This window comes from Microbacterium sp. BDGP8, from assembly GCF_029991045.1.
GTDB classification, from domain to species: Bacteria; Actinomycetota; Actinomycetes; order Actinomycetales; family Microbacteriaceae; genus Microbacterium; species Microbacterium plantarum.
Genome location: NZ_CP120712.1, coordinates 2,185,736 through 2,203,200 on the forward strand (window position 1 = coordinate 2,185,736; position 17,465 = coordinate 2,203,200).

At 69.4% G+C, this 17,465-nt stretch carries 22 protein-coding genes; all 22 read right to left on the minus strand.

The features are described from left to right. Window positions 1–20 precede the first annotated feature (20 nt). Window positions 21–437 carry a hypothetical protein gene (locus P6897_RS10560; protein WP_282501170.1) on the minus strand — a complete coding sequence of 139 codons (417 nt, stop codon included), beginning with the start codon at window positions 435–437 and terminating at the stop codon, window positions 21–23. Between the two features lie 15 nt (window positions 438–452). Continuing rightward, window positions 453–758, minus strand: a complete 306-nt coding sequence (locus P6897_RS10565; protein ID WP_282501171.1) for a hypothetical protein — start codon at window positions 756–758, stop codon at window positions 453–455. Continuing rightward, entirely contained in the window at window positions 758–1,249 is a 492-nt protein-coding gene (locus P6897_RS10570; RefSeq protein ID WP_282501172.1) for a hypothetical protein, read from the minus strand. The genes P6897_RS10565 and P6897_RS10570 overlap by 1 nt, the downstream gene beginning before the upstream one ends. Further along, complete coding sequence (locus P6897_RS10575) at window positions 1,246–1,656, minus strand: hypothetical protein (protein WP_282501173.1); 411 nt, start codon at window positions 1,654–1,656, stop codon at window positions 1,246–1,248. The genes P6897_RS10570 and P6897_RS10575 overlap by 4 nt, the downstream gene beginning before the upstream one ends. Continuing rightward, window positions 1,653–1,796, minus strand: a complete 144-nt coding sequence (locus P6897_RS10580; RefSeq protein WP_282501174.1) for a hypothetical protein — start codon at window positions 1,794–1,796, stop codon at window positions 1,653–1,655. The genes P6897_RS10575 and P6897_RS10580 overlap by 4 nt, the downstream gene beginning before the upstream one ends. Then, window positions 1,793–2,692 (minus strand): M23 family metallopeptidase, encoded by a 900-nt coding sequence (locus tag P6897_RS10585; RefSeq protein WP_282501175.1) that lies wholly within the window; start codon window positions 2,690–2,692, stop codon window positions 1,793–1,795. Before P6897_RS10585 ends, P6897_RS10580 begins: the two co-directional genes overlap by 4 nt. Beyond that, the gene (locus P6897_RS10590; RefSeq protein ID WP_282501176.1) at window positions 2,692–2,958 is read right to left on the minus strand and encodes a hypothetical protein; all 267 of its coding nucleotides are present in this window, start codon (window positions 2,956–2,958) and stop codon (window positions 2,692–2,694) included. The genes P6897_RS10585 and P6897_RS10590 overlap by 1 nt, the downstream gene beginning before the upstream one ends. Before the next feature lie 68 nt (window positions 2,959–3,026). After that, window positions 3,027–4,037 carry a hypothetical protein gene (locus P6897_RS10595; RefSeq protein ID WP_282501177.1) on the minus strand — a complete coding sequence of 337 codons (1,011 nt, stop codon included), beginning with the start codon at window positions 4,035–4,037 and terminating at the stop codon, window positions 3,027–3,029. 2 nt (window positions 4,038–4,039) lie between these two features. Next, on the minus strand, window positions 4,040–5,176 hold the full coding sequence (locus P6897_RS10600; RefSeq protein WP_282501178.1) for a hypothetical protein: 1,137 nt from the start codon (window positions 5,174–5,176) through the stop codon (window positions 4,040–4,042). Beyond that, window positions 5,173–6,114 (minus strand): hypothetical protein, encoded by a 942-nt coding sequence (locus P6897_RS10605; protein ID WP_282501179.1) that lies wholly within the window; start codon window positions 6,112–6,114, stop codon window positions 5,173–5,175. Before P6897_RS10605 ends, P6897_RS10600 begins: the two co-directional genes overlap by 4 nt. Window positions 6,115–6,126: 12 nt before the next feature. After that, a complete protein-coding gene (locus P6897_RS10610) occupies window positions 6,127–8,952 on the minus strand; it encodes a phage tail tape measure protein (RefSeq protein WP_282501180.1) in 2,826 nt (941 codons plus the stop codon). 3 nt (window positions 8,953–8,955) lie between these two features. Beyond that, on the minus strand, window positions 8,956–9,135 hold the full coding sequence (locus P6897_RS10615) for a hypothetical protein (protein ID WP_282501181.1): 180 nt from the start codon (window positions 9,133–9,135) through the stop codon (window positions 8,956–8,958). A gap of 110 nt (window positions 9,136–9,245) precedes the next feature. Next, a complete protein-coding gene (locus P6897_RS10620) occupies window positions 9,246–9,695 on the minus strand; it encodes a hypothetical protein (RefSeq protein WP_282501182.1) in 450 nt (149 codons plus the stop codon). Then, window positions 9,692–10,489, minus strand: a complete 798-nt coding sequence (locus P6897_RS10625) for an IPT/TIG domain-containing protein (RefSeq protein ID WP_282501183.1) — start codon at window positions 10,487–10,489, stop codon at window positions 9,692–9,694. The genes P6897_RS10620 and P6897_RS10625 overlap by 4 nt, the downstream gene beginning before the upstream one ends. Before the next feature lie 5 nt (window positions 10,490–10,494). Continuing rightward, entirely contained in the window at window positions 10,495–10,905 is a 411-nt protein-coding gene (locus P6897_RS10630) for a minor capsid protein (RefSeq protein WP_282501184.1), read from the minus strand. After that, the gene (locus P6897_RS10635) at window positions 10,898–11,218 is read right to left on the minus strand and encodes a hypothetical protein (protein WP_282501185.1); all 321 of its coding nucleotides are present in this window, start codon (window positions 11,216–11,218) and stop codon (window positions 10,898–10,900) included. Before P6897_RS10635 ends, P6897_RS10630 begins: the two co-directional genes overlap by 8 nt. An 8-nt stretch (window positions 11,219–11,226) precedes the next feature. After that, a complete protein-coding gene (locus tag P6897_RS10640; RefSeq protein ID WP_282501186.1) occupies window positions 11,227–11,550 on the minus strand; it encodes a hypothetical protein in 324 nt (107 codons plus the stop codon). Then, window positions 11,547–12,131 carry a hypothetical protein gene (locus P6897_RS10645; RefSeq protein ID WP_282501187.1) on the minus strand — a complete coding sequence of 195 codons (585 nt, stop codon included), beginning with the start codon at window positions 12,129–12,131 and terminating at the stop codon, window positions 11,547–11,549. The genes P6897_RS10640 and P6897_RS10645 overlap by 4 nt, the downstream gene beginning before the upstream one ends. Before the next feature lie 86 nt (window positions 12,132–12,217). After that, the gene (locus tag P6897_RS10650; protein WP_282501188.1) at window positions 12,218–13,450 is read right to left on the minus strand and encodes a phage major capsid protein; all 1,233 of its coding nucleotides are present in this window, start codon (window positions 13,448–13,450) and stop codon (window positions 12,218–12,220) included. 60 nt (window positions 13,451–13,510) lie between these two features. Beyond that, window positions 13,511–14,101 (minus strand): HK97 family phage prohead protease, encoded by a 591-nt coding sequence (locus P6897_RS10655; RefSeq protein ID WP_282501189.1) that lies wholly within the window; start codon window positions 14,099–14,101, stop codon window positions 13,511–13,513. Between the two features lie 8 nt (window positions 14,102–14,109). Then, complete coding sequence (locus P6897_RS10660) at window positions 14,110–15,981, minus strand: phage portal protein (protein ID WP_282501190.1); 1,872 nt, start codon at window positions 15,979–15,981, stop codon at window positions 14,110–14,112. Further along, window positions 15,974–17,428 carry a hypothetical protein gene (locus tag P6897_RS10665; protein ID WP_282501191.1) on the minus strand — a complete coding sequence of 485 codons (1,455 nt, stop codon included), beginning with the start codon at window positions 17,426–17,428 and terminating at the stop codon, window positions 15,974–15,976. Before P6897_RS10665 ends, P6897_RS10660 begins: the two co-directional genes overlap by 8 nt. Between the last annotated feature and the right edge of the window lie 37 nt (window positions 17,429–17,465).

Sequence of the window (17,465 nt, forward strand, 5' to 3'; positions counted from 1 at the left end):
GTCCCTTCGGGTCGGGTAGATCAGCGGATGTTGTGGGCGTCGAGGCGCTGCGGTTCGGGATGCAGCGACGTGACCACGGCTGCCCCGTCGGCTGTGACGCCGGCGTCGAGCGGCTCCGAGCGGACCTGCACACCGATCTCAGTCGCGAGCGCGGAGAGCGCGGCCAGGGCGAAGATCACGAGCGACTGCCAGGTGAAGCCGAGGATCAGCGGAATGATGAGGGTCGCGACGGCCGCGAATATCGCGGCACCGGTCTTGAACAGACCGCGCCACCGACCCTCGACGATCGGGACACCGAACGTGACGATGATGCCGCCGGTGAGCGCGAGCAGCTGGCTGCCTTCGGCGCTGTCGATGCGTTCGTCAGCGAGCGCGGTCTGCAGTCCGCCGAACAGGATGATGATGCCGGGCAGGAGCGCGGCGAGGTACTTCTTCATGGGGTGACCTCCCGGTCAGAGTGGTTGGGTGTCTTCGTCGATGTGCTCGCCGCGGTTGAGGAGACGTCGGAGCGTCTCCTCTGCGGCGCCGGCGCGGGTCTCGGCTCGCTCCGCGCGTTCCTTCATGTCGAGGTAGGCGCGGTAGTCGATGTCGTCGCCGGTGGGCGGGACGGTGGCTGTGATGCCGACCTGCGGAGCTGGGGCGGTGTCCTTCTTGCGGAGTGCGCCGATGAGGGTGGCGATCGCGGCGATAACGCCGCCGATGGCGGTGAGGATGAGAGCGACCGCTGTCGCGAGGGCTGCGATCGCGTCTGCACCCATCAGGTCTCCTTCGGCTGGGCGATCGCCTCCACGTGTGCGGTCTGGCCGGCCCTGAGAGCGCGGCGGTACTTCCGGAGCTCCCAGCGGATCTGACCCACGCGCCCCGCGGCGGCCAGCCCCAGACCGCCGACGAGGAGCTGGGTGAGCGGGTTCGCGCCGAAGCCGTACTCGCGCACGAGCGCCGCCCACAGCGCCGCGAAGCACATCGAGACGATCGCGGTCGCGACGCCTTCGAGGCGGACGACGGCGCTCATCCGGTTGCCGCTCCCGAGCACGAACTGCATCGCGAGCGACGCGGCGAGAGAGATCCCGGCGGTGACGAACAGCAGCCACTGCCAGGCGTCGGCGAGCGGGATGCTCACCGCCTCGAGCGCGACGGGCTGATAGATCTCCAGGACCGACAGCATCGGGATCAGGAACGCGATCAGCTGCGCCCCGGTCGCCCACGCGTTTGCCGGCGACGACCACCGGACGGGCTTCGATTCGGTCACGGCTTCACCTCCCGGGGGACGAGGCATGCCAGGCCCGCCGCGAGGGTCAGGACCGAGAGCATCGTGTAGACGATCGGTGCCGATGGTGCGAAGCCAGGTGAGGCCGCGATGGGGAGCACCCATGCGGCCCACACCAGGCCGAGCAGGAACGTTGGCACGGCCGCCGCTGCGCGCGAGTGCGCGATGAGGCTGAGCATCGCGACTCCGAGGACGACCATCGCGAGCCCCCACCAGTGAGGGGCGACGAACGCGAACGCCTGAGCGAACGACGGGACGTCCCGGTAGCTGCCGGGCATCGCGAGGATGCTCGCCCCGAACACCGCCGATCCGAGACCGAGGATCACCGCGAACATCTCCGGCACGTACAGGTGCGCGAGCTTCCGCTGCCATCTCGCAGGAAGGATCACAGCACCCCTCCCCCAAACACCGAGAACACCGCGACGGCAGCGCGGACGAGGTCGGCGAGCCATGCCAGCCCGCCGACCAGCGCGGCGCCCGCCACCGCCGCGACCGAGATCGAGACGGTGGCGATGGAGCGGTCGCTCATGCCCAATACGTCCGAGCCGGGTTACGTCGGGTGCCGACCCAGATCAGCGATCCGTCCTTCGCGCGGATGCGGACCGGGCCGGTGCCCGGGTCCTCGACGACCTCGCGGGTGCCGCCGTGCATGATCTGCTTCGGGTCGTGGTTCCCGGCGAGGGCGTTCGCGTACTGGTTGTACCAGAACTGCCCCTCGGCGGGAACGTCGAACAGGTGCCGCTTCGCCGGGGCGGGCGCAGGCGCGGCGCCCTGGCGGACCCGGGCGGGGTTGCGTCGGGTGCCGACCCACACGAGGTCGCCGTCGGCGCAGCGAACGCGGACGGGGCCGGTGCCGGGGTTCTCGACCACGGCGAGGGTCTGGCCGCCGCGGAGCCACTGCTTCTCGGAGTGGAGGCCGGCGAGGGCGTTGCCGTAGTACCAGTAGTAGAACTGGGTGTCGGCGGGGACATCGAAGTAGCCGAGGCGGTTCCCGCCACCGGCGGGGGCCGGCGCAGGCGCCTCGCCGCGGTTCGGGATCCACTGCTCCGGGTCCACGAAGGTGCCGTCGGGGAGGATGATCTCCTCGTGGTTGTGGACGCCCGTCGACATGCCCGTCGTACCCTGCACGAGAAGCGCCTGACCGTCCTCGACGATCTGGCCGGGGCTGACGAGGAAGCCACCCGGCGCGCCGTGAGCGGTGCGGGACAGCACACCGTCGTGATGGCGGACGAGGACGGTGTTCCCGTAGGAACCGTCGTAATAGCAGCGCTCGACGACGCCGCGCTCGGGAACATGGTTCCGCGGATACCCGGCGGTGTCCCATCCGGTGTGCCAGCCGCGCTTGTAGATCGAGCTGCGATAGCCGAATTCGCGGGTTCGACGGGGCTTGTTGGTCTTGGACCCGTTGGGCCAGAAGGCGCTCATCACTTCACCTGCTCTTCCGTCGGGTTGCCGAGGAGTTCGTACGGCGGGAGGGTGTGAATCTCGCCGTCGATGACCTCGACCGCGTCGAACGTCCCGGCGTCGCGCTTGGCGAACTCCTCGTCGCTCATGGCGTCGGGCTTCGGGTAGTGAACCTCGAACCAGGCGCGTTCGCCCTTCGAATCGAGGTCGGTCGCGAAGCGGAGAATCTCCTCGTTCGCGTTTGCCGGCTCGACGATGTCGAGACGGTGGATGGGAATCGACGACACGGTGGTCTCCTTCGGTGTGTACGACAAAGCCCCCGGCGGATGCCGAGGGCGAGTGTTGGTAAGGGTCGTCAGGCCGAGTAGACCCACGCGACGACGATGCTCTCCGATTCCTTCACGGCCCCATAGGGCTGGCCATAGATCCGGCGCGCGCGGAACCCGAGACGCTTCGCCCCGTTGAAGACCTGCGTCGACGGCCACGGGGACCACGAGCGCCAGTTAGTGAACGTGTAGGAGTCGGCGGGCGGCAGCCATGTCGCGATCGGGGTGTCGCCGACCATCATGTCGAAGTCGATCCGCGCGCCCGTGTTGTCGAACTCCCGTCCCCAGAAGCCCTGCGCCATCATCTGTACGCGGTACGGCACGCCTGGGTCGGGGAGGTTGAAGTCTGCGAGGATCTGCGTCTGGTTGCCGAAGACGGTCACGCCCTGGCCGGGGAGCGACCCAGAGGGTGCCATACCGAACCACTTCAGCGGGTAGACGCCCAGCAGCCGGCCGGAGTCCACAGCCGACCACGTCGGCTGTCCGAGGGCATCGAGCATCCGCGCCCACGTCGCGTTTCCGATGCGGATTACGGTGCCGACACGGTCGAGATACTGACGAACGAGGAGGCTCGTCGCGAATGAACCTCCGTCGCTACCCCAGACCCGCAGGTCGATGAGCTCCTGGACCTGCGACCGGCCCGCGTCAACTCGTGCGAGCCACAGCGGCTGGTCGTCGAGCTCGCCCGGAGTATTCGCGCGTTCGGGAATCGTGGCCGAGTTGCCGGCGGGGATCGCGTCGATCTCCGAACGGTTCGCCTGCCAGTCTCGGTGCACATGGATGAGGTGCCACGTGGACCCGACCGGCGACGGGGGCAGCACGATCGAGCCTTCCGAGGTGGTACGGTCGAGGACGCCCCACCCGAACCCTGTTCCGGCCGAGATTCGCACCTCGCGGTCGACGGCGCCGATGGTCGCGCGCCAGCTGTCAGGGCCACGGACGCCGTACTGCCGTCCGCCGGCACCGGCGATCAGCTCCGACCATTGCGGTTCGTCGACGGTTCCCTCGTAGCCGGCGGTGTCGGTGATGACGACGGGCATGGTCACTTCCTTTCCTGTTCGCCGACGGCCGTCGCGACGGAGCGGACGTAGTCGACGAGCTGGGCTTGCGGGTCCTCGGTGGCGAGGCCGACGGTGGGGGTGGCGGTGAACCCGGAGCGGACGTCGTGGACGACGTCGACGCGGGAGATCACGTCCTCGAACTCGAGCGCGCCGACCTTCACGGGTAGGCGGTCGCCGAGCTCAAACGTCTCGCCGAGGCGGAACCAGGACGTCTCGCGCAGCTCCGCGGTGAACGACGACGCGGCGGCGTGCTTCGCGAGCGCGGCCCACCCGTACGGTGCGAGGTCTTCGCCTTCCTCGGCCGAGGTCGCGGAGACGAAGATCTCGATCACGCGCCCGAGCTTCGCCTCGAGGGCGTGGTCAACGACGAGCACGAACTCGCGCTCGACGCCTTCGCCGCGGCCGCCGACGAGCGCGCGAGTCGCGGTCGCTGGTTGCTGCATCCAGGAGTAGTGCCCGAGGACCCCGGATGCTGGGGTGATGGGGCGGGGGAATGTCGCGCCGGCGACGACGTCGACGACCTTGCGGTTCGTGACGCGGTCGCGGCGGATGGTGAGCTGTAGCCGGTCGGCGGTAAGCGGTTCGACGAGCTTCTCCGCGAGGGTGTGCATCCGAAGCTCGGTCGTCCCCGGGCTCCCCTTACCCCGCGTCGGGACGACCTCCCACGGGAGGTCGAGCCGCGTGGCGTTCGCGGCGATTGCCGCCTTCGCGCGCGTTTCCGACGCGCCGGATGCCCGCCAATACTCGGCGGCGCCTTGCCCGCCGGCGCCCGCGGTGGGGACTTGCCAGCCGAGGACGGTGTCAAACTCGGACCAGTCGTCGATCACGTCGAGCTCGACCGTCCCGAACGGGGTGTCTCGCCCGGTGATCGGTGCGACCGGCCCTTCGAGCAGGCGGGTCCGCGTGAGGGCCTGGCCGGTGTGGTTCACCATCCACAGCGCGCACCGGAGCCCGTCGGTTCGCACCGCGGGTTCGATGATCGGATGCGTGTCGCGGAGCTGCAGCTTCGCCGTCGACGCGGCGTTCCACAGCAGCGCGGCCTCGGTGCGCTGCGCGACGGCCTGGCCGATGAAGCGATGCTCGACGTCCATGAACTCCGCGATCAGCAGGCGACTCAAAACGCCCTCCAATACAGCGGGGTGTGGGTCGCCGCGATGACGCCGCTTCCCTCAGTGACGATTGTGAGGACGACGTCGCCGCGAGCGGGAATCGGGGCGAAGATCTGGAACCCGAGGTCGCGGGCGGCGTCGGTCGCGTTCGTCAGCACGAGCTTGTCGTCGACGGACTCAAGGTCGCCGATCCGCGCGTACTGCTCGGACGGGTCGGTGTTCACGACCAGGCGGCGACCGATGGGGATCTCGAACGGGACCTCGACGAGCGCGTCGCCGACTCCGACCTTCACCCCGGCGGGGTGCGGGCCGTCGATCTCCCACGTGACGTAGCTGGGTTCCTGGCCGGGGTTGGGAATGGTCGCGTTCTCGTACGACGCGCCGGAGCTGATCGTGAACGGCGGGCCTGGAAAGAACGGGGACGGCTCGGGGGCCTTGAACTGCCGTCGGATCGTGCGGCCCCGCCACAGCGGGCGCGGTGCGAGGAGCTGCACACCGATGACGGCCTTACCGGTGACGAACGGGTCGAGCTCGAACGAGTGCGATCCGTCGAACGATCCGGTCAGCGGGAGAGTGCGCGCATCGACGCCGTCCCCCACCGTCCACACGCCCTCGAGCACCGGGTGGAACGAGTCGAAGAACCCGGCGTGCTCGTCCTCCCACTCATCGATCGACCGGTTCGCGAACCGCAGCGGCCAATACACCGGACGCGGCGGGAGCTCGTACCCGGTGATGATCACGCCCGGGACGCCGGGGCTGCTCGAGGTGTAGACATCCATGCGGGGCATGTGCAGGCCCTGCACGCCCGGGAGCATCCGAGGGTTCGGGCTCCCGGGGCGTGTCAGGCGCCACACGGTGCCGTCGAAGCCGGTCCATGTCATAGGCCGGTTCCCCGCTACCGGGGCGGCCTCCTCGGAGCGCAGCGGGGACGACAGCACGATCGTCATGGCATGGGCCTCCTATCGGCGGGGCAGGCGGGTGAGCGCCTGAGCGAGACGCACGTCCCGCTGACGGGCAATCTCCGTCGGGTCGTACGAGTAGTACGTGCTGTTGTCGACCACCTGCAGAGAAGCCGCCCGCGCACCTGTCGACACCGGCGGAGCCGGGGCGACGTCGAGCCCGGGCATCCGACGGATGGTCTCCGCGAGGATCGCGAGCGACCGCGGCGATCCGTCGAGCGGGATGAACGACTCCGAGACATCAGGCCGGTCCCCCACCACGCGCCAGGTGTTCGCAGGAACGACCGCAGCGGTCGCGCTCATCGGCACGAGGTCGGGAATGCCGCCCTGTGCCATGAACTCGACCACGCCGCCGTTATGACCCTTCAGCACCGTTCCGGCGCCCGGGATGTTCCCGCCCTGGTAGTCGAGGAACGCCGGGATATTGAGCCGGTACCGGTCCGGGTTCGTCAGCCAGGCGATCGCCCGGTCAGCGGGCGAGGTGTCCGCCGTGATCGTGGTCGACCCGTCCGGGATCGAGTTCACCCGGTCGACGAGCGCCTGCACCTTCGACTGCTCGTCGGGAGCGTTCGAGATGATCTCGGTGATCTCCGACTCCGGGATGCCGGCGTATGCGGCGATGAGCCGCCACGCCTGCACCTCGGTGAGCCCCATCTGCTGCAGCTGCTCGGCGATCGCGCCGGCACCGTCGCGCCACCGGCCGCTGAGCTCGTCTTGCTCCTCGCCTGTCGCCGCGGCCGCCGTCTGCTGCGCGTTCAGCGCGTCGACGGCTGCGCGGATCTGCGCGTCGAGCTCACCCGACGCACGGGTGCTGCCGTCCTGAGCCTCGGTCAGGTCATCGAGTACCGACCGCCCCTCGGTGGCGGACTCCCCGACCATGTCGATCGCCTCCGCGAGCCGCAGCTGCGCGTCGTTGAGGTAGCCAATCTTGACCGCGGGCTCGGCGAATTCGTTGAGCCGGTCCCGCGCGTCCGCGATCTTGTCGGACATGGCGTCGGTGGTCTTGTCGACGTCGCCCATCCCCTCGATGACCGCGTCGAGCCCCTCGAGGTCGGCATCGCCGGGCAGCCATTCGATGAAGTCGCGGAGCCCATGCAGCGTCTCCCGCAGCGGTCCCGTGACGAAATCGCCGAACCCGTCGGATGCAGTCTCGGCGAAGTCGAGGGCGCCGTTGGCCATGTCGAGGAAGAACTGCAGCACGGGGCCGCGGTTCTGCGACACGAAGTCGGCGAGCTCCTGCAGCGGCTCGGAGAATGCGGACGCGAGCGCACCCTTGATGCCGTCTGCGGCGACCTCGATGTTGCGCTGGGCCTGCTCCATCTTGGTTGCGTCGTTGTCGGCGAGGGTGTCGAACATCCGCTGAGCGGCGCCTTCGACCCCGCCGAGCTGCTCGACGGCGTTGGAGAGGTCCATCGCGAACAGGGCGTCGCCGAGGTCCTCGGCCTGTGTGCCGAATAGGCCGACGGCGGCCGCGTTGCGGAGGACGGGGTCCTCGGTTTCGCGGAGCTTGTCGAGGACGAGCGCGAGGCCGTCCCGCGCCTCGGTCCCACCGCGCGCGATCTTCGCCGTCATCTCCTCGGCGTTCAGCCCAAGCGATCGGAACGCCTCGGCGGGACCCTCGGTGCCGTCGGTGGCCCGGATCTGGAACTCCTTGAGCGCGTCGGCGGCGAGGTCGCTGTTGCGTGCGCCGGCGAGAAGCCCCTGGTTGATGAGGCCGAGCGCTTCGGGCCCGGTGAGGCCGAGCCGCTTAAACAGGGCCGGGTACTCGGTGAAGGTGTCGATTAGGTCTTCGCTGGCGTTGACGCCGTTGCGGGCGCCGGTCGCGAGAAGGTCGAACGCCTCCTTCGACGACGACGCGAGGCCGGTGCGCAGCAGCTGCGTCACGGCGGTCGCGACGGGGCGGACGTCTTCACCGAGCACGTCGGCGATACCGGAAAGCCCTTGGACGACCTGCTGCGCGTCGCGGCTGGTGGCTTCCGGGTCGATGATGCGGAACTGCAGCGCGAGGCGCGCGGTGTCCATGTTCGCTTCGACGGACTCACCGAAGACGTTCGTGTACGCCTCACCGGCGGCGCGGCCGATGCGCATGGCCTGCTCGGGGCTGATGCCGGTGAGCGCCTCGAGGCGGTCGAAACCGACCTCCTGCTGCAGCCCGTCCTGCACACCGGCGACGATCGCCTTGCCGATCGCGACGCCGCCGAGGATGATGCCGCCGGCGATCGGGATCGCGGTGAGCGCGGCGATGAGGGAACCCTCGATGTCGCCGCCGACGACCTGCCCGACCTTCTCGCCGGCGCCGCGGGTGGCGGAATCGAGCCCCTTCGAGAGGGACCGGCCGCTCTCCGTGCCGGCTTCCTCGGACTCGCGCTTGAACAGGGCCAGGAACCGCTTGAGGCCGGTCTCGGCCTTGTCGGTGTCGGCCTCGACGGTGATCGACTCGCGGAGCTTGCCGAGGCGTTCGGCCTGCTGCTCGAGCCGGGCGACCGCGGCCTCGGCGCGCTTGGTCTCGGCGGTGACCTCGAACCCGGCCTCGCCGCGGATCTGCAGGTCCTCGACCTTGTCGCGGGCGCGCTGAAGGCTCTTCTCAGTGCGGGTGATGTCCGCGTCGATCTGCAGCATGGCTCGCTCGGAGACGAGCTTCTTCGCGTCTGCCTCGACGCGGTCCATGCCCTTTTCGGCGTCGCTGGTGTCGGCGCCGACCTTCTTGACGACCGGCTTCTTCTCGATCCGCTCGGCGGAGTCCTTGACCTGCTTCTCGGCCTTCTCCACCCCGACCGTGTTGGCGGTGTAGAGGACCTCGAGCTCGGCGGCGCGCAGAGCGGGCATGGATCACCTCCGGGTGAGTGCGCTCCTCAGCCGTGTCGCCGAGTCGAGGAGCGAGAAGATCGCGGACCGGACGGTGAGCCAGGAGCCGGCGAGCACGGTCGGCGAGTAGAGGTCGATGCCTTCCTCCTTGCGGAGGTCAGCGATCACGAGCCGCCAGTGCTCGATGAGCGCCACCCACGACACGTCGTCGACCTGCCCGCGCGGGACGGTGGGTGTGGCCGCGTGGACCTCGTCGGGGACGCGGTAGTCGGCGTAGATCGGGATGCCGTTCTCGTCGTAGTCGAGGACTTCCCCTACGCCGTATTGCGCCCACTCCTCCGCGGTGAGCGCGCCCGCGCTTTTGGGGCCGGACCATCACCGCCGTCCGGGGCGTCCGCTCGGGGCGCCCAGAGCGCCACGGCCAGAGCGTCGGCGTACTCCTTGCCGCGGGTCCAGTAGAAGATGGCGTAGTAGTGCATCCGGTCGATGGTCTCCACCGGGATGCCGTCGGCCATCATCTGCGCGGCGGCGTCGCCGAGGCCGGGGCGCTCGAGCGGGCCGATGGTCGCGAGGACCTGCTGCGCAGCCTCGGGGATCTTGCCGCGAACGATTCGCAGGTTGACCTCTCCGCGAGCAGCGAGTGCGATGACCTTCCGAGCCTGCTCCACGCTGGGGGGCACGACGTTGTAGACGCGCTCCCCCAGCGTGAGGACGAGATCCGGCGCGGCCCACTGCGCGAAGTCGACCGCGCCGGACACGGTCACGCCGTCCGGGTGAAGGGACGTGCGGCCGAGACGCCGTGGACCGTCTTGACGACGACCGCGGCGGAACCGGCCGCGCCGGCGGGCACGGAGGCGACGATGGTCGTGGCGTTGACGACGGTGTAGTCGGCGGCGTTCGTGCCACCGAATTTGACGCCGTCGGCGCCGGTCACGAGGGCGTTGCCCTGCGCGTCGACGAACCCGGTTCCGCGGAGGGTGACGAGCTCGGCGGCGGGCCCGGTGATGGGCTCGACCAGCGACACCAGGGGCGCGTCCTCGTCCCATCCCTCGAAGGGGTTCTCGATCGGGGTGTACGCGCCGACGCCGGTGAGCGTCCAGTTCCACGTCTCGTTCTGCCCGTTGGGGCCGGTCTGCCCGCGGGTGTAGGAGACGGTGACGAAGCCCTGTCCGGCGTCGTCGAGGTTCGGCGCGCCCTTCGCGGGCTTGTGGAAGAACTGGATCTCGATCTCCGCGTCCTCGTCGATCGCCGTCGGGAGAGTGCGCTTCCGCAGCGCCTCGATCTCGGGCAGGTACTCGCCGGTCTCCCGCGAACGGTTCACGAACGTGGAGAACGCGTGCGCGTGGGACCAGGCGTCGACCGAGGTGTTCTGCGAACCGAGGTCGTCGTAGGTCTGAGCGTCGGACGTCGTCGGGGTGAACGTCGGCGCGTAGCCGAACAGTCGACGGATGTCGATGAAGTCCGGCGTCTCACCGCGGGGCGCGATGTTGACGCGGAGGCCGTACTCGTAGGACTTGCCCCGCACGGTGCCGGCGGGAAGCTGAACACGCTTGTTCATGGTCGTTACCCCTCTGGGTTGTCGAAGTCGATCAGGTAGTTGTCGGTGCGCTCTTCGCGCTGATTCGTGTCGCTCCCCGCCGGGGAGAACGACTGTCGAACCACCTCGCTGATCACGCCCACACGGAAGAGATCGTCGAAGCGGTCGAACGCCTGGTCCGCGAGGATGTCGGCGCCGTCTGTGGCGCTGGGGCCGCCGCGGAATCGCAGCTGCACCCGGCGGGTCTTGACCCCGGTCTCTCGGTCGTCGGTGCCGCCGTAGATGCGGACGCCGACGCCGCGGGCGGTGTCGGTCGAGATGCGGCCGTAGTAGACGCCGACGACGCTCGCCGAATAGGAGTCGGTCTCGGACCACTTCCACCCGGCGATCTCGCCGAGTTGCTCGCAGAGCCAGATTGTGAGCGCCCGGTCATGCACCGCCGAGGTCCTTCCGGTTCCGGGCGGCGAGGATCGGGCCGATGTCGACCTGCTCGGTTGACGTTTCGAGGAACTTCGCTTGCCCGTTGGGGTGCTCGAAGTCGAGATTCTCGTGCTGGATCACGGCGTAGTCGCCGCGGAACGCGACCTGCATGGTGAGGTCGTCGACCGCAACGGCGCCGCCCTTGTGCAGTTCGCCCGAGTCCTTCGGTGCGAGTTCGCGTGCCCGCTTGAGAACTTCGCGGCCTCCGTCTCGGAGGCCGGCCTGGATCGACTTCTCGAGCTTGGTCATGACGGGGTTGAATTTCGCCATCGTGCCTCCTACTTCAGGTGCAGGGTCTGGAACGAGGGGAGCCGCTCGTGGCGGAACACGCTGATCGCGAGGACGACTGCTTCGCGTTCGTTTGGCGCTCCGGACCAGACAGTGACGAGGGAACCCTGCGGGATGTCCTCGTCGATGTCGAGAGAGACCTGGGTGCTCGAGATGACCTCGACGGCGTCGGCTCCGATGACGGTCTGTTGCTCGTCTACGACCCACGCGCGGACGGTGCGAGGGTCGGCGTAGCCGCCTCCGCCCATGCCGCCGCCGCGGCGCTTGGCGCGGACCACCGCGCTGTGCCGGGTGAACCGGTCGGGAAGGGTCATCGGCTCGCACCGATCCGGTAGGCGTCCAGGCGCAGCAGCTCCTCGGGCGTGAAGGCCATGTCGACGGCGGCACCGCTGGCGGTGCGGCCGTACTGGTTGGTCTGCCCGAGCGCACCCTCGGAGACGAGGCCACCGGCGGGCGTGAACGCTCCTCTTGCGACGGCGGACGCGATCGCGGTGGCGATGCCGCCGGGGCATCGGGGGTGCCCGTGGGTGAGGGTGACCTCGACCGTGCGGCGGCCGGCGTGCCAGCGGCGACGGCCGGTGCGGTGGAGGATGCCGGAGTCATCCCAGTCGTATCCGTCGACGGGCGCGACGGTGACGCCGTTCTCTGTGACGGCGTCGACCCGCACGATGTGCAGAGACGGCAGGAAGATGGTTCGGGTGCCGCGGGAGGCGAGCGTGATCGTCTCGGTCGCGGTCTTCGCGACGCGCCATCCGCAGTAGTCGCGTACGGCGTCGGTCGCCAGAGCGGCGATCGCCTGCGCGAGCTCGTCTGGCATATCGCGGTTGGTGACGGCTTGGATCTCGGCGGCCGAGAGCAGCAGGTCCGTCTGCTCTTCGGTGGGCTGCTCGGGCATGCTGGTTCCTCCCATGTCGGGTCGCACCACCGGAGGGTGGTGGCGGCCGGGTGCGTCACTCCCGGCCGCCTGACGTTCGGCGTCGCTTACGCGGAGGCCTTGGTCTTGAGCAGCTTCAGCGCCTGCGGGCGAACGACGTCGCCGCCGACCCGCTTCTTGAACTTGAAGCCGATCATGCCCTCTTCGGCGTAGAGCTCCTCGAGGCGCTTCACGGTGACGCCCTGACGGTCGTACACGCGGTAGCCGCGGGCGAAGTCACCGAACGCGGCGATCGCCTTGCCTGCGGCGATGCCGTCGATGTTGTCCTGGTTGTGCATCGCGTAACCGAGGAACGTGTTCGGGCGGCCCGCCTGGACGGATGCCTGCCAGAGGTACTGGCCGTTTCCGTCCTTCAGCGTCGAGATGTGCAGCTCGGTGAGCGAGGGCAGCAGGAAGCTGCCGTTCGCGCGGTACTGCGCCGGCACGCCGTAGATCAGAGCCTTGAGGTCGTCGAGGATCTGGTTCCGTGCGTTCGCGCCGCTCGCGCCCGAGTAGTCGGTCGCGCCCGAGACGATGCTCGAGACGCCGCCAGCGGTCGAGAAGATGCCGACGGGCTGGTGGGCGGTGTGGCCGGCGCCGATGGTGAACGCGACGTCCTCGGCCTCGGCCGCGGCCTGGGCGAAGCTGTCACGCACGAACGCCTCGAGGTTGACGTCGGAGTCGTCGAGCTCGTCCTCGCCGATCTTGGCCAGACCGTAGAGATCCTCGATGTACGTCCACTCCTCCTCGGGGGTGTCGGGCATCGAGTCTTCGAGATCCTGCTCGTTGGTCTCGAGCTTGCCCCAGCCGACGCGGACCTCGTCGAGCGAGCGGCGACGCACGCGGTTGGAGGTCGTGTTGCGCTGGCCGGCGATCGGGCGGATCGCGCTCAGGCGCGGGACCGCTCGGATGATCTCGGCCTCGAGATCTTCGGGCACGAGGATCTCGCCGGCGGCGTTCTCGACGAGCGCGCGCTGCTCGGGTGCCATGCTGGCACCGCGAACGAACCGCAGGAACGCCGAGCGCTGCGACGCCGACCGGCGCTCAGCCTCGGTGCCGCTGCCGCCCAGCTCGTCGCCACCGGCGCCGATGGTCTGGCCCTGCTCGGCGTTGCGACGTTCCTGCGCCTCCTGGCGCTCGATGCGCTCGGAGAGGTCGCGGAACTCGGTCTCGCCGCGGTCGTACGCGGTGCGCTCGTCCGCGTTGAGGTTGCGGTTCTCGCCCTCGGCGCGCTCGGTGATCTCTCGCATCGCCTCGACGGTGCGAGCTCGCTCCTGGCGGAGCTGAACAGAAGTGGCCATAGCCGCTCCCCTTTCGTTTTCTGGGTGGTGTCCCGCACCGTTCGGACGGGCACGTGTGGGTCAGAGCTGCGAGAGCAGCTCGAGTTCGTGGAGTCGGTGCTGCGCGCGCTGCAGCGGGTAGCCGGTCTCGGCGGCGAGGTGCCGCTTCGCCATCGCGCGCAGCTCGGCGGAGGTCTGCGTGTATGCCGGGTAGGTGACGACGGAGACGTCGCCGCCGTCGAAGTCGAATTCCCGGACCTCGTGGAGGTTCCCCGACCAGCTGTCGGAGACGACCCAGAACCCGAACGACATCTGCGACAGGTCGCCGCGCTCGAGCGACACCGCGGCGTCTCGGGCGTAGGACACGTCGGCCATGTCCGCGTCGACGAGCACGCCGTCGCTGTCCTCGGACAGCGTCAGCGTCCCCGACCGGGTGCGGGCGAGCAGCAGGTTCGCGTCGTGATTGATCAGGAACCGGACATCCGGCGTCCCGGCGAGGGTGCGGGTCGCGGCGCCCGGGCGGATGACTTCCTGCCACCCGCCGAGATCCTCGGACAGCTGGTCGTACACGACCGCCCGGCCGGTGAAGTGCAGGCGCCGCTCGTCGTCGTTCGCCGCGCGGACTTGGATATCCGTGAGCGGGAAGACGCGGCGCTCGAAGGTGCGTTCCATGTCTGCTCCTAGTAGTCGAAGTCCTCGCCGCAGGTGCACCCTGCAGCGTTGTCGGCGCCGGCGGCGAGGTCGCCCGGCCACTGCGCACCGTTGGAGAACGGCGCGTCGATCGCGACGGTCTCGCCGTGCATCGAGTCGTGCATCCCGTCGTCGCCCGAACGCCACCGCTTGCCGGTCGCGCCGGTCTGCACCGCGCCCTCGTGACGCCCGAACGCGCCGCCGCGGGTGACGATGCGGCCCGCCCAGACGGCGACCGACTCGAGCATCACGTCGAACGCTGTCGCGTCGCCGACCTTGTCGAGCAGGCGGATCGCGGCGGTGTTGAACGCGCGCGCCTCGGATGCCGCGACGGCGCCGACCCAGTTGGCCGTCTGCGCGGCGATGAACACGTCCCCGCGGGTCTCAGCCTGCCGCGACCCGAACTCCCCGACGACGCCAGCGAGCACCGGGGCCAGCTGCTCGGCGAGCAGCTCATCCCACACGGCCCGCTCCTCGTCGGAAGGTGCCGCGTCGACCTGCTCGCGCTGATCGCCGAGGAAGTCGGCGAGGGTGCGCTCGACGCGGGTAACCCACGCGGGCGCGTCGTCGACGGCGCTGCGGCGGGTCTGCTCGAGCGCCCGGTACTGCGTGGGCTGCAGCCGCGGGATGTTCACGGGCGGGAGCCCGTCACGCTGCACCGGCGACGACCCGGCGGGGATCATGTTCACCGGCTCGAGGTAGACGTCGCCGTTGTCGATCGGCGGCTCGTCCTCCATCGCGCGGATGTCGTTCGCGGAGTAGTACCCCCACTGACGTCCCGCGGCGTAGGCCGCTGTCTGCGCTGCGGTGTCGCCGCGCATCCGGCCCTTCGGGTCGAACTTCAGCCGCATCTCCTCGTCGTCGAACAGCCGCTGCGTGACCTTCTCGAGACGAGTGATCGGGGGCAGCAGCGCGTCCTGGACGAACTCGATGCTCAGGTGCTCGATGTTGGAGAACGTGGCGCGCTCGAGGTCGCCGATCTTGTGCGGCGGGACGCCGTACATCGACGCGATCTTGCCCTCGGTGAGCTTGTAGATCGCGAGGAACTGCGCGTCCGCCGGCGACAGCGACACCCGCTCGAGCTTCGCGCCGCCCTCGAAGACGGCGATCTGGTGCGAGTTCTCGAATCCCTGGTGCCGGTCTTCCATCTGCGCGACGAGGCGCTCCCACTGCTTGTCGGTGAGGTTGTTCGCCGTGGTGAGCACCGTCTCCGGTGTCGCGTCCCGCTCGAAGAACCCGCCGATGTAGGACGTCGCGGCGACGGAGATCCCGACCTGCTGGCGGGCGACCCCGATCGGCGAGAGCGCCTCGGGGCCGGTGCCGAACCAGCGGTAATGCAGGATCTCGAGGTCGGTCGCGATGTACCCCTTCTCGACCGGCAGCCACGTCTCCTTGCCGTCGTGGCTGAGCTTGTAGGCCAGCTGCCCGGTCGGGGTGCGCAGCACGGTCACATCCGTCGGCGGGACCGGCCACAGAGCCTCGACCTCGCCGGCGCCGTTGCGCTGAACGAACACGTACGCGTTTCCTCGGATGAGGAGCCAGGTCACGACGACCCGCCAGAACTCGGCGGCATCCTGCACCGGGTTCGACTGCACCGTGAGCAGCTTCACGAGCTTGCGGTACTTCGGACTCGGGGCGACCCGGTCGCGGCCGCGGCGGACCACGACCGAGACGGGAAGGGTCGCGATCGCCTCGGCGACCAGGCGCACCGAGGTGAGCACGGCCATGACCTGCAGCGACTGCTCGGGCGTGACGTTCACGCCCGCCGAGGTGCGGGTGCCCCGCAGCGACGGGAGCCGGCTGTTCGCGCGACGCACGAGGGCGCGCCACGCAGAGGTGACTCGCTCGGTGAACTTAGCCACGTGACCTCCTCTTGAGTGTGCGGATGCGGGGCTCGGGAGCCTCCGGCGGGTTCTTCAGCAGCCAATGCGCGCCGGTGACGGCGGACAGCGGCGCGGCGTCGCCGGGCGACTTGATGCGGTCGATCACGTACGCGTTGCCGAGCGCCTTCATCACGGCGGCGCCGGCGGGCACGTCGAGCACGGGCTGCGCGCGGTGGAACACGCGGCCGAGGTTCACGCCGTCGAGGATCATGCCGGTAGCGCGCCCGAGGTCCGGGCCACCCCACTCGGTGACCTCGAGCTCGGCGGCCTTGAAGTCGGCGACGAGGGACGACACCGGGGCGCCGTTGGTTTGGAACGTGATCGCGGCCGGCGTGAACGTGCGGTCAGGCGAAGTCAGCCAGGGAATGATCCAGTCGGTGCCGGGCGCCTTGGCCATGATGCCGACGTGCGCTGCACCGTCGGCGCGCTCGGCAGCGAAACCGATGTAGGCCATCTCGCGGTTGTGGGAGACCTCGATGCAGATGTACACCGGGGCGCCGTCGGCGCGCTTGGAGAGGCGGTCGAACCCGGCCGCCCACTTGCCGGGCTGGAACGGGCCGCCGGTGGCGGAGTCGACGAACACGTTTCCGACCTCGGAGGCGAACACAGGCGCCGGGTCTGACACCCAATACGCCGCGAGGTTCTCCTGCGGGAGGTTGTAGTTCATCGACGGGTTCGAGTAAGCCCACGCCTCGGGGCTGTCCAGCGGCATCCCCGGCGGCGGCGACCACCAGAACAGCCCGATCGTCGTCTCGGCGTCACCGGACTCGATCGCGTCCATCGCCATCTTGTGCAGGTGACGCTGGACGATCGCTTCCATGTCGCCGGCGTTCGACGCGGCGATCAGCTGCGAGCGGCGCCGGGCGGCGGTGGTCTTCGACAGCGCCGACCACGCCTTGAACGTCTTGTGCTTGAGGATCTCGTCGACGAACACGAGGTCGAACGTCAGACCGCGGCCACCGTTGTCGGCCGAGTCGACCCAGTACCGCTGACCGCCGGTGAGCTCGAACCAGAGTTCGCCGTTCGTGTTCGAGAACCCGCCGCGCTCCTGCTGCAGCCGCGGGATCGCGTCGATGATGTTCTGCGCGTGCTCCCACGTCTTCTTGGCGGTGGCGAGCTTCTGGGCAACGCCGATGATCTGCGCGTCGCCGTCGACGAACATGCGGAACAGAATCAGCAGCGCCGCGATGAACGTCTTGCCGTTCTGGCGAGCGACCCACAGCAGCACCGTCTTGAACCGGTACGACCCGTCGGGGTTCAGCTCGAGCGCGTGGATCAGGAACCAGCGCTGCCACGGGTTGAGCTTCGGAGCCAGCTCGGCGAACCGGGTGCCGGCGAGCTGCACGTGCAGCCACATCGCGAAATGCACCGCGGCATAGCCGGCGCTCGTCTCGGGCGTCAGCTTGCGGCGCGGCGGGGTGAACACACGCGGAACGGTGTGCCCGTACACCCGCCGCGGCCGC

Bases quoted from the DNA above. Each gene is read 5' to 3' on its own strand.
- P6897_RS10560 (WP_282501170.1), bottom strand. From the start codon at position 437: ATGAAGAAGTACCTCGCCGCGCTCCTGCCCGGCATCATCATCCTGTTC.
- P6897_RS10565 (WP_282501171.1), bottom strand. From the start codon at position 758: ATGGGTGCAGACGCGATCGCAGCCCTCGCGACAGCGGTCGCTCTCATC.
- P6897_RS10580 (WP_282501174.1), bottom strand. From the start codon at position 1,796: ATGAGCGACCGCTCCATCGCCACCGTCTCGATCTCGGTCGCGGCGGTG.
- P6897_RS10585 (WP_282501175.1), bottom strand. From the start codon at position 2,692: ATGAGCGCCTTCTGGCCCAACGGGTCCAAGACCAACAAGCCCCGTCGA.
- P6897_RS10595 (WP_282501177.1), bottom strand. From the start codon at position 4,037: ATGCCCGTCGTCATCACCGACACCGCCGGCTACGAGGGAACCGTCGAC.
- P6897_RS10605 (WP_282501179.1), bottom strand. From the start codon at position 6,114: ATGACGATCGTGCTGTCGTCCCCGCTGCGCTCCGAGGAGGCCGCCCCG.
- P6897_RS10610 (WP_282501180.1), bottom strand. From the start codon at position 8,952: ATGCCCGCTCTGCGCGCCGCCGAGCTCGAGGTCCTCTACACCGCCAAC.
- P6897_RS10625 (WP_282501183.1), bottom strand. From the start codon at position 10,489: ATGAACAAGCGTGTTCAGCTTCCCGCCGGCACCGTGCGGGGCAAGTCC.
- P6897_RS10635 (WP_282501185.1), bottom strand. From the start codon at position 11,218: ATGGCGAAATTCAACCCCGTCATGACCAAGCTCGAGAAGTCGATCCAG.
- P6897_RS10640 (WP_282501186.1), bottom strand. From the start codon at position 11,550: ATGACCCTTCCCGACCGGTTCACCCGGCACAGCGCGGTGGTCCGCGCC.
- P6897_RS10645 (WP_282501187.1), bottom strand. From the start codon at position 12,131: ATGCCCGAGCAGCCCACCGAAGAGCAGACGGACCTGCTGCTCTCGGCC.
- P6897_RS10650 (WP_282501188.1), bottom strand. From the start codon at position 13,450: ATGGCCACTTCTGTTCAGCTCCGCCAGGAGCGAGCTCGCACCGTCGAG.
- P6897_RS10655 (WP_282501189.1), bottom strand. From the start codon at position 14,101: ATGGAACGCACCTTCGAGCGCCGCGTCTTCCCGCTCACGGATATCCAA.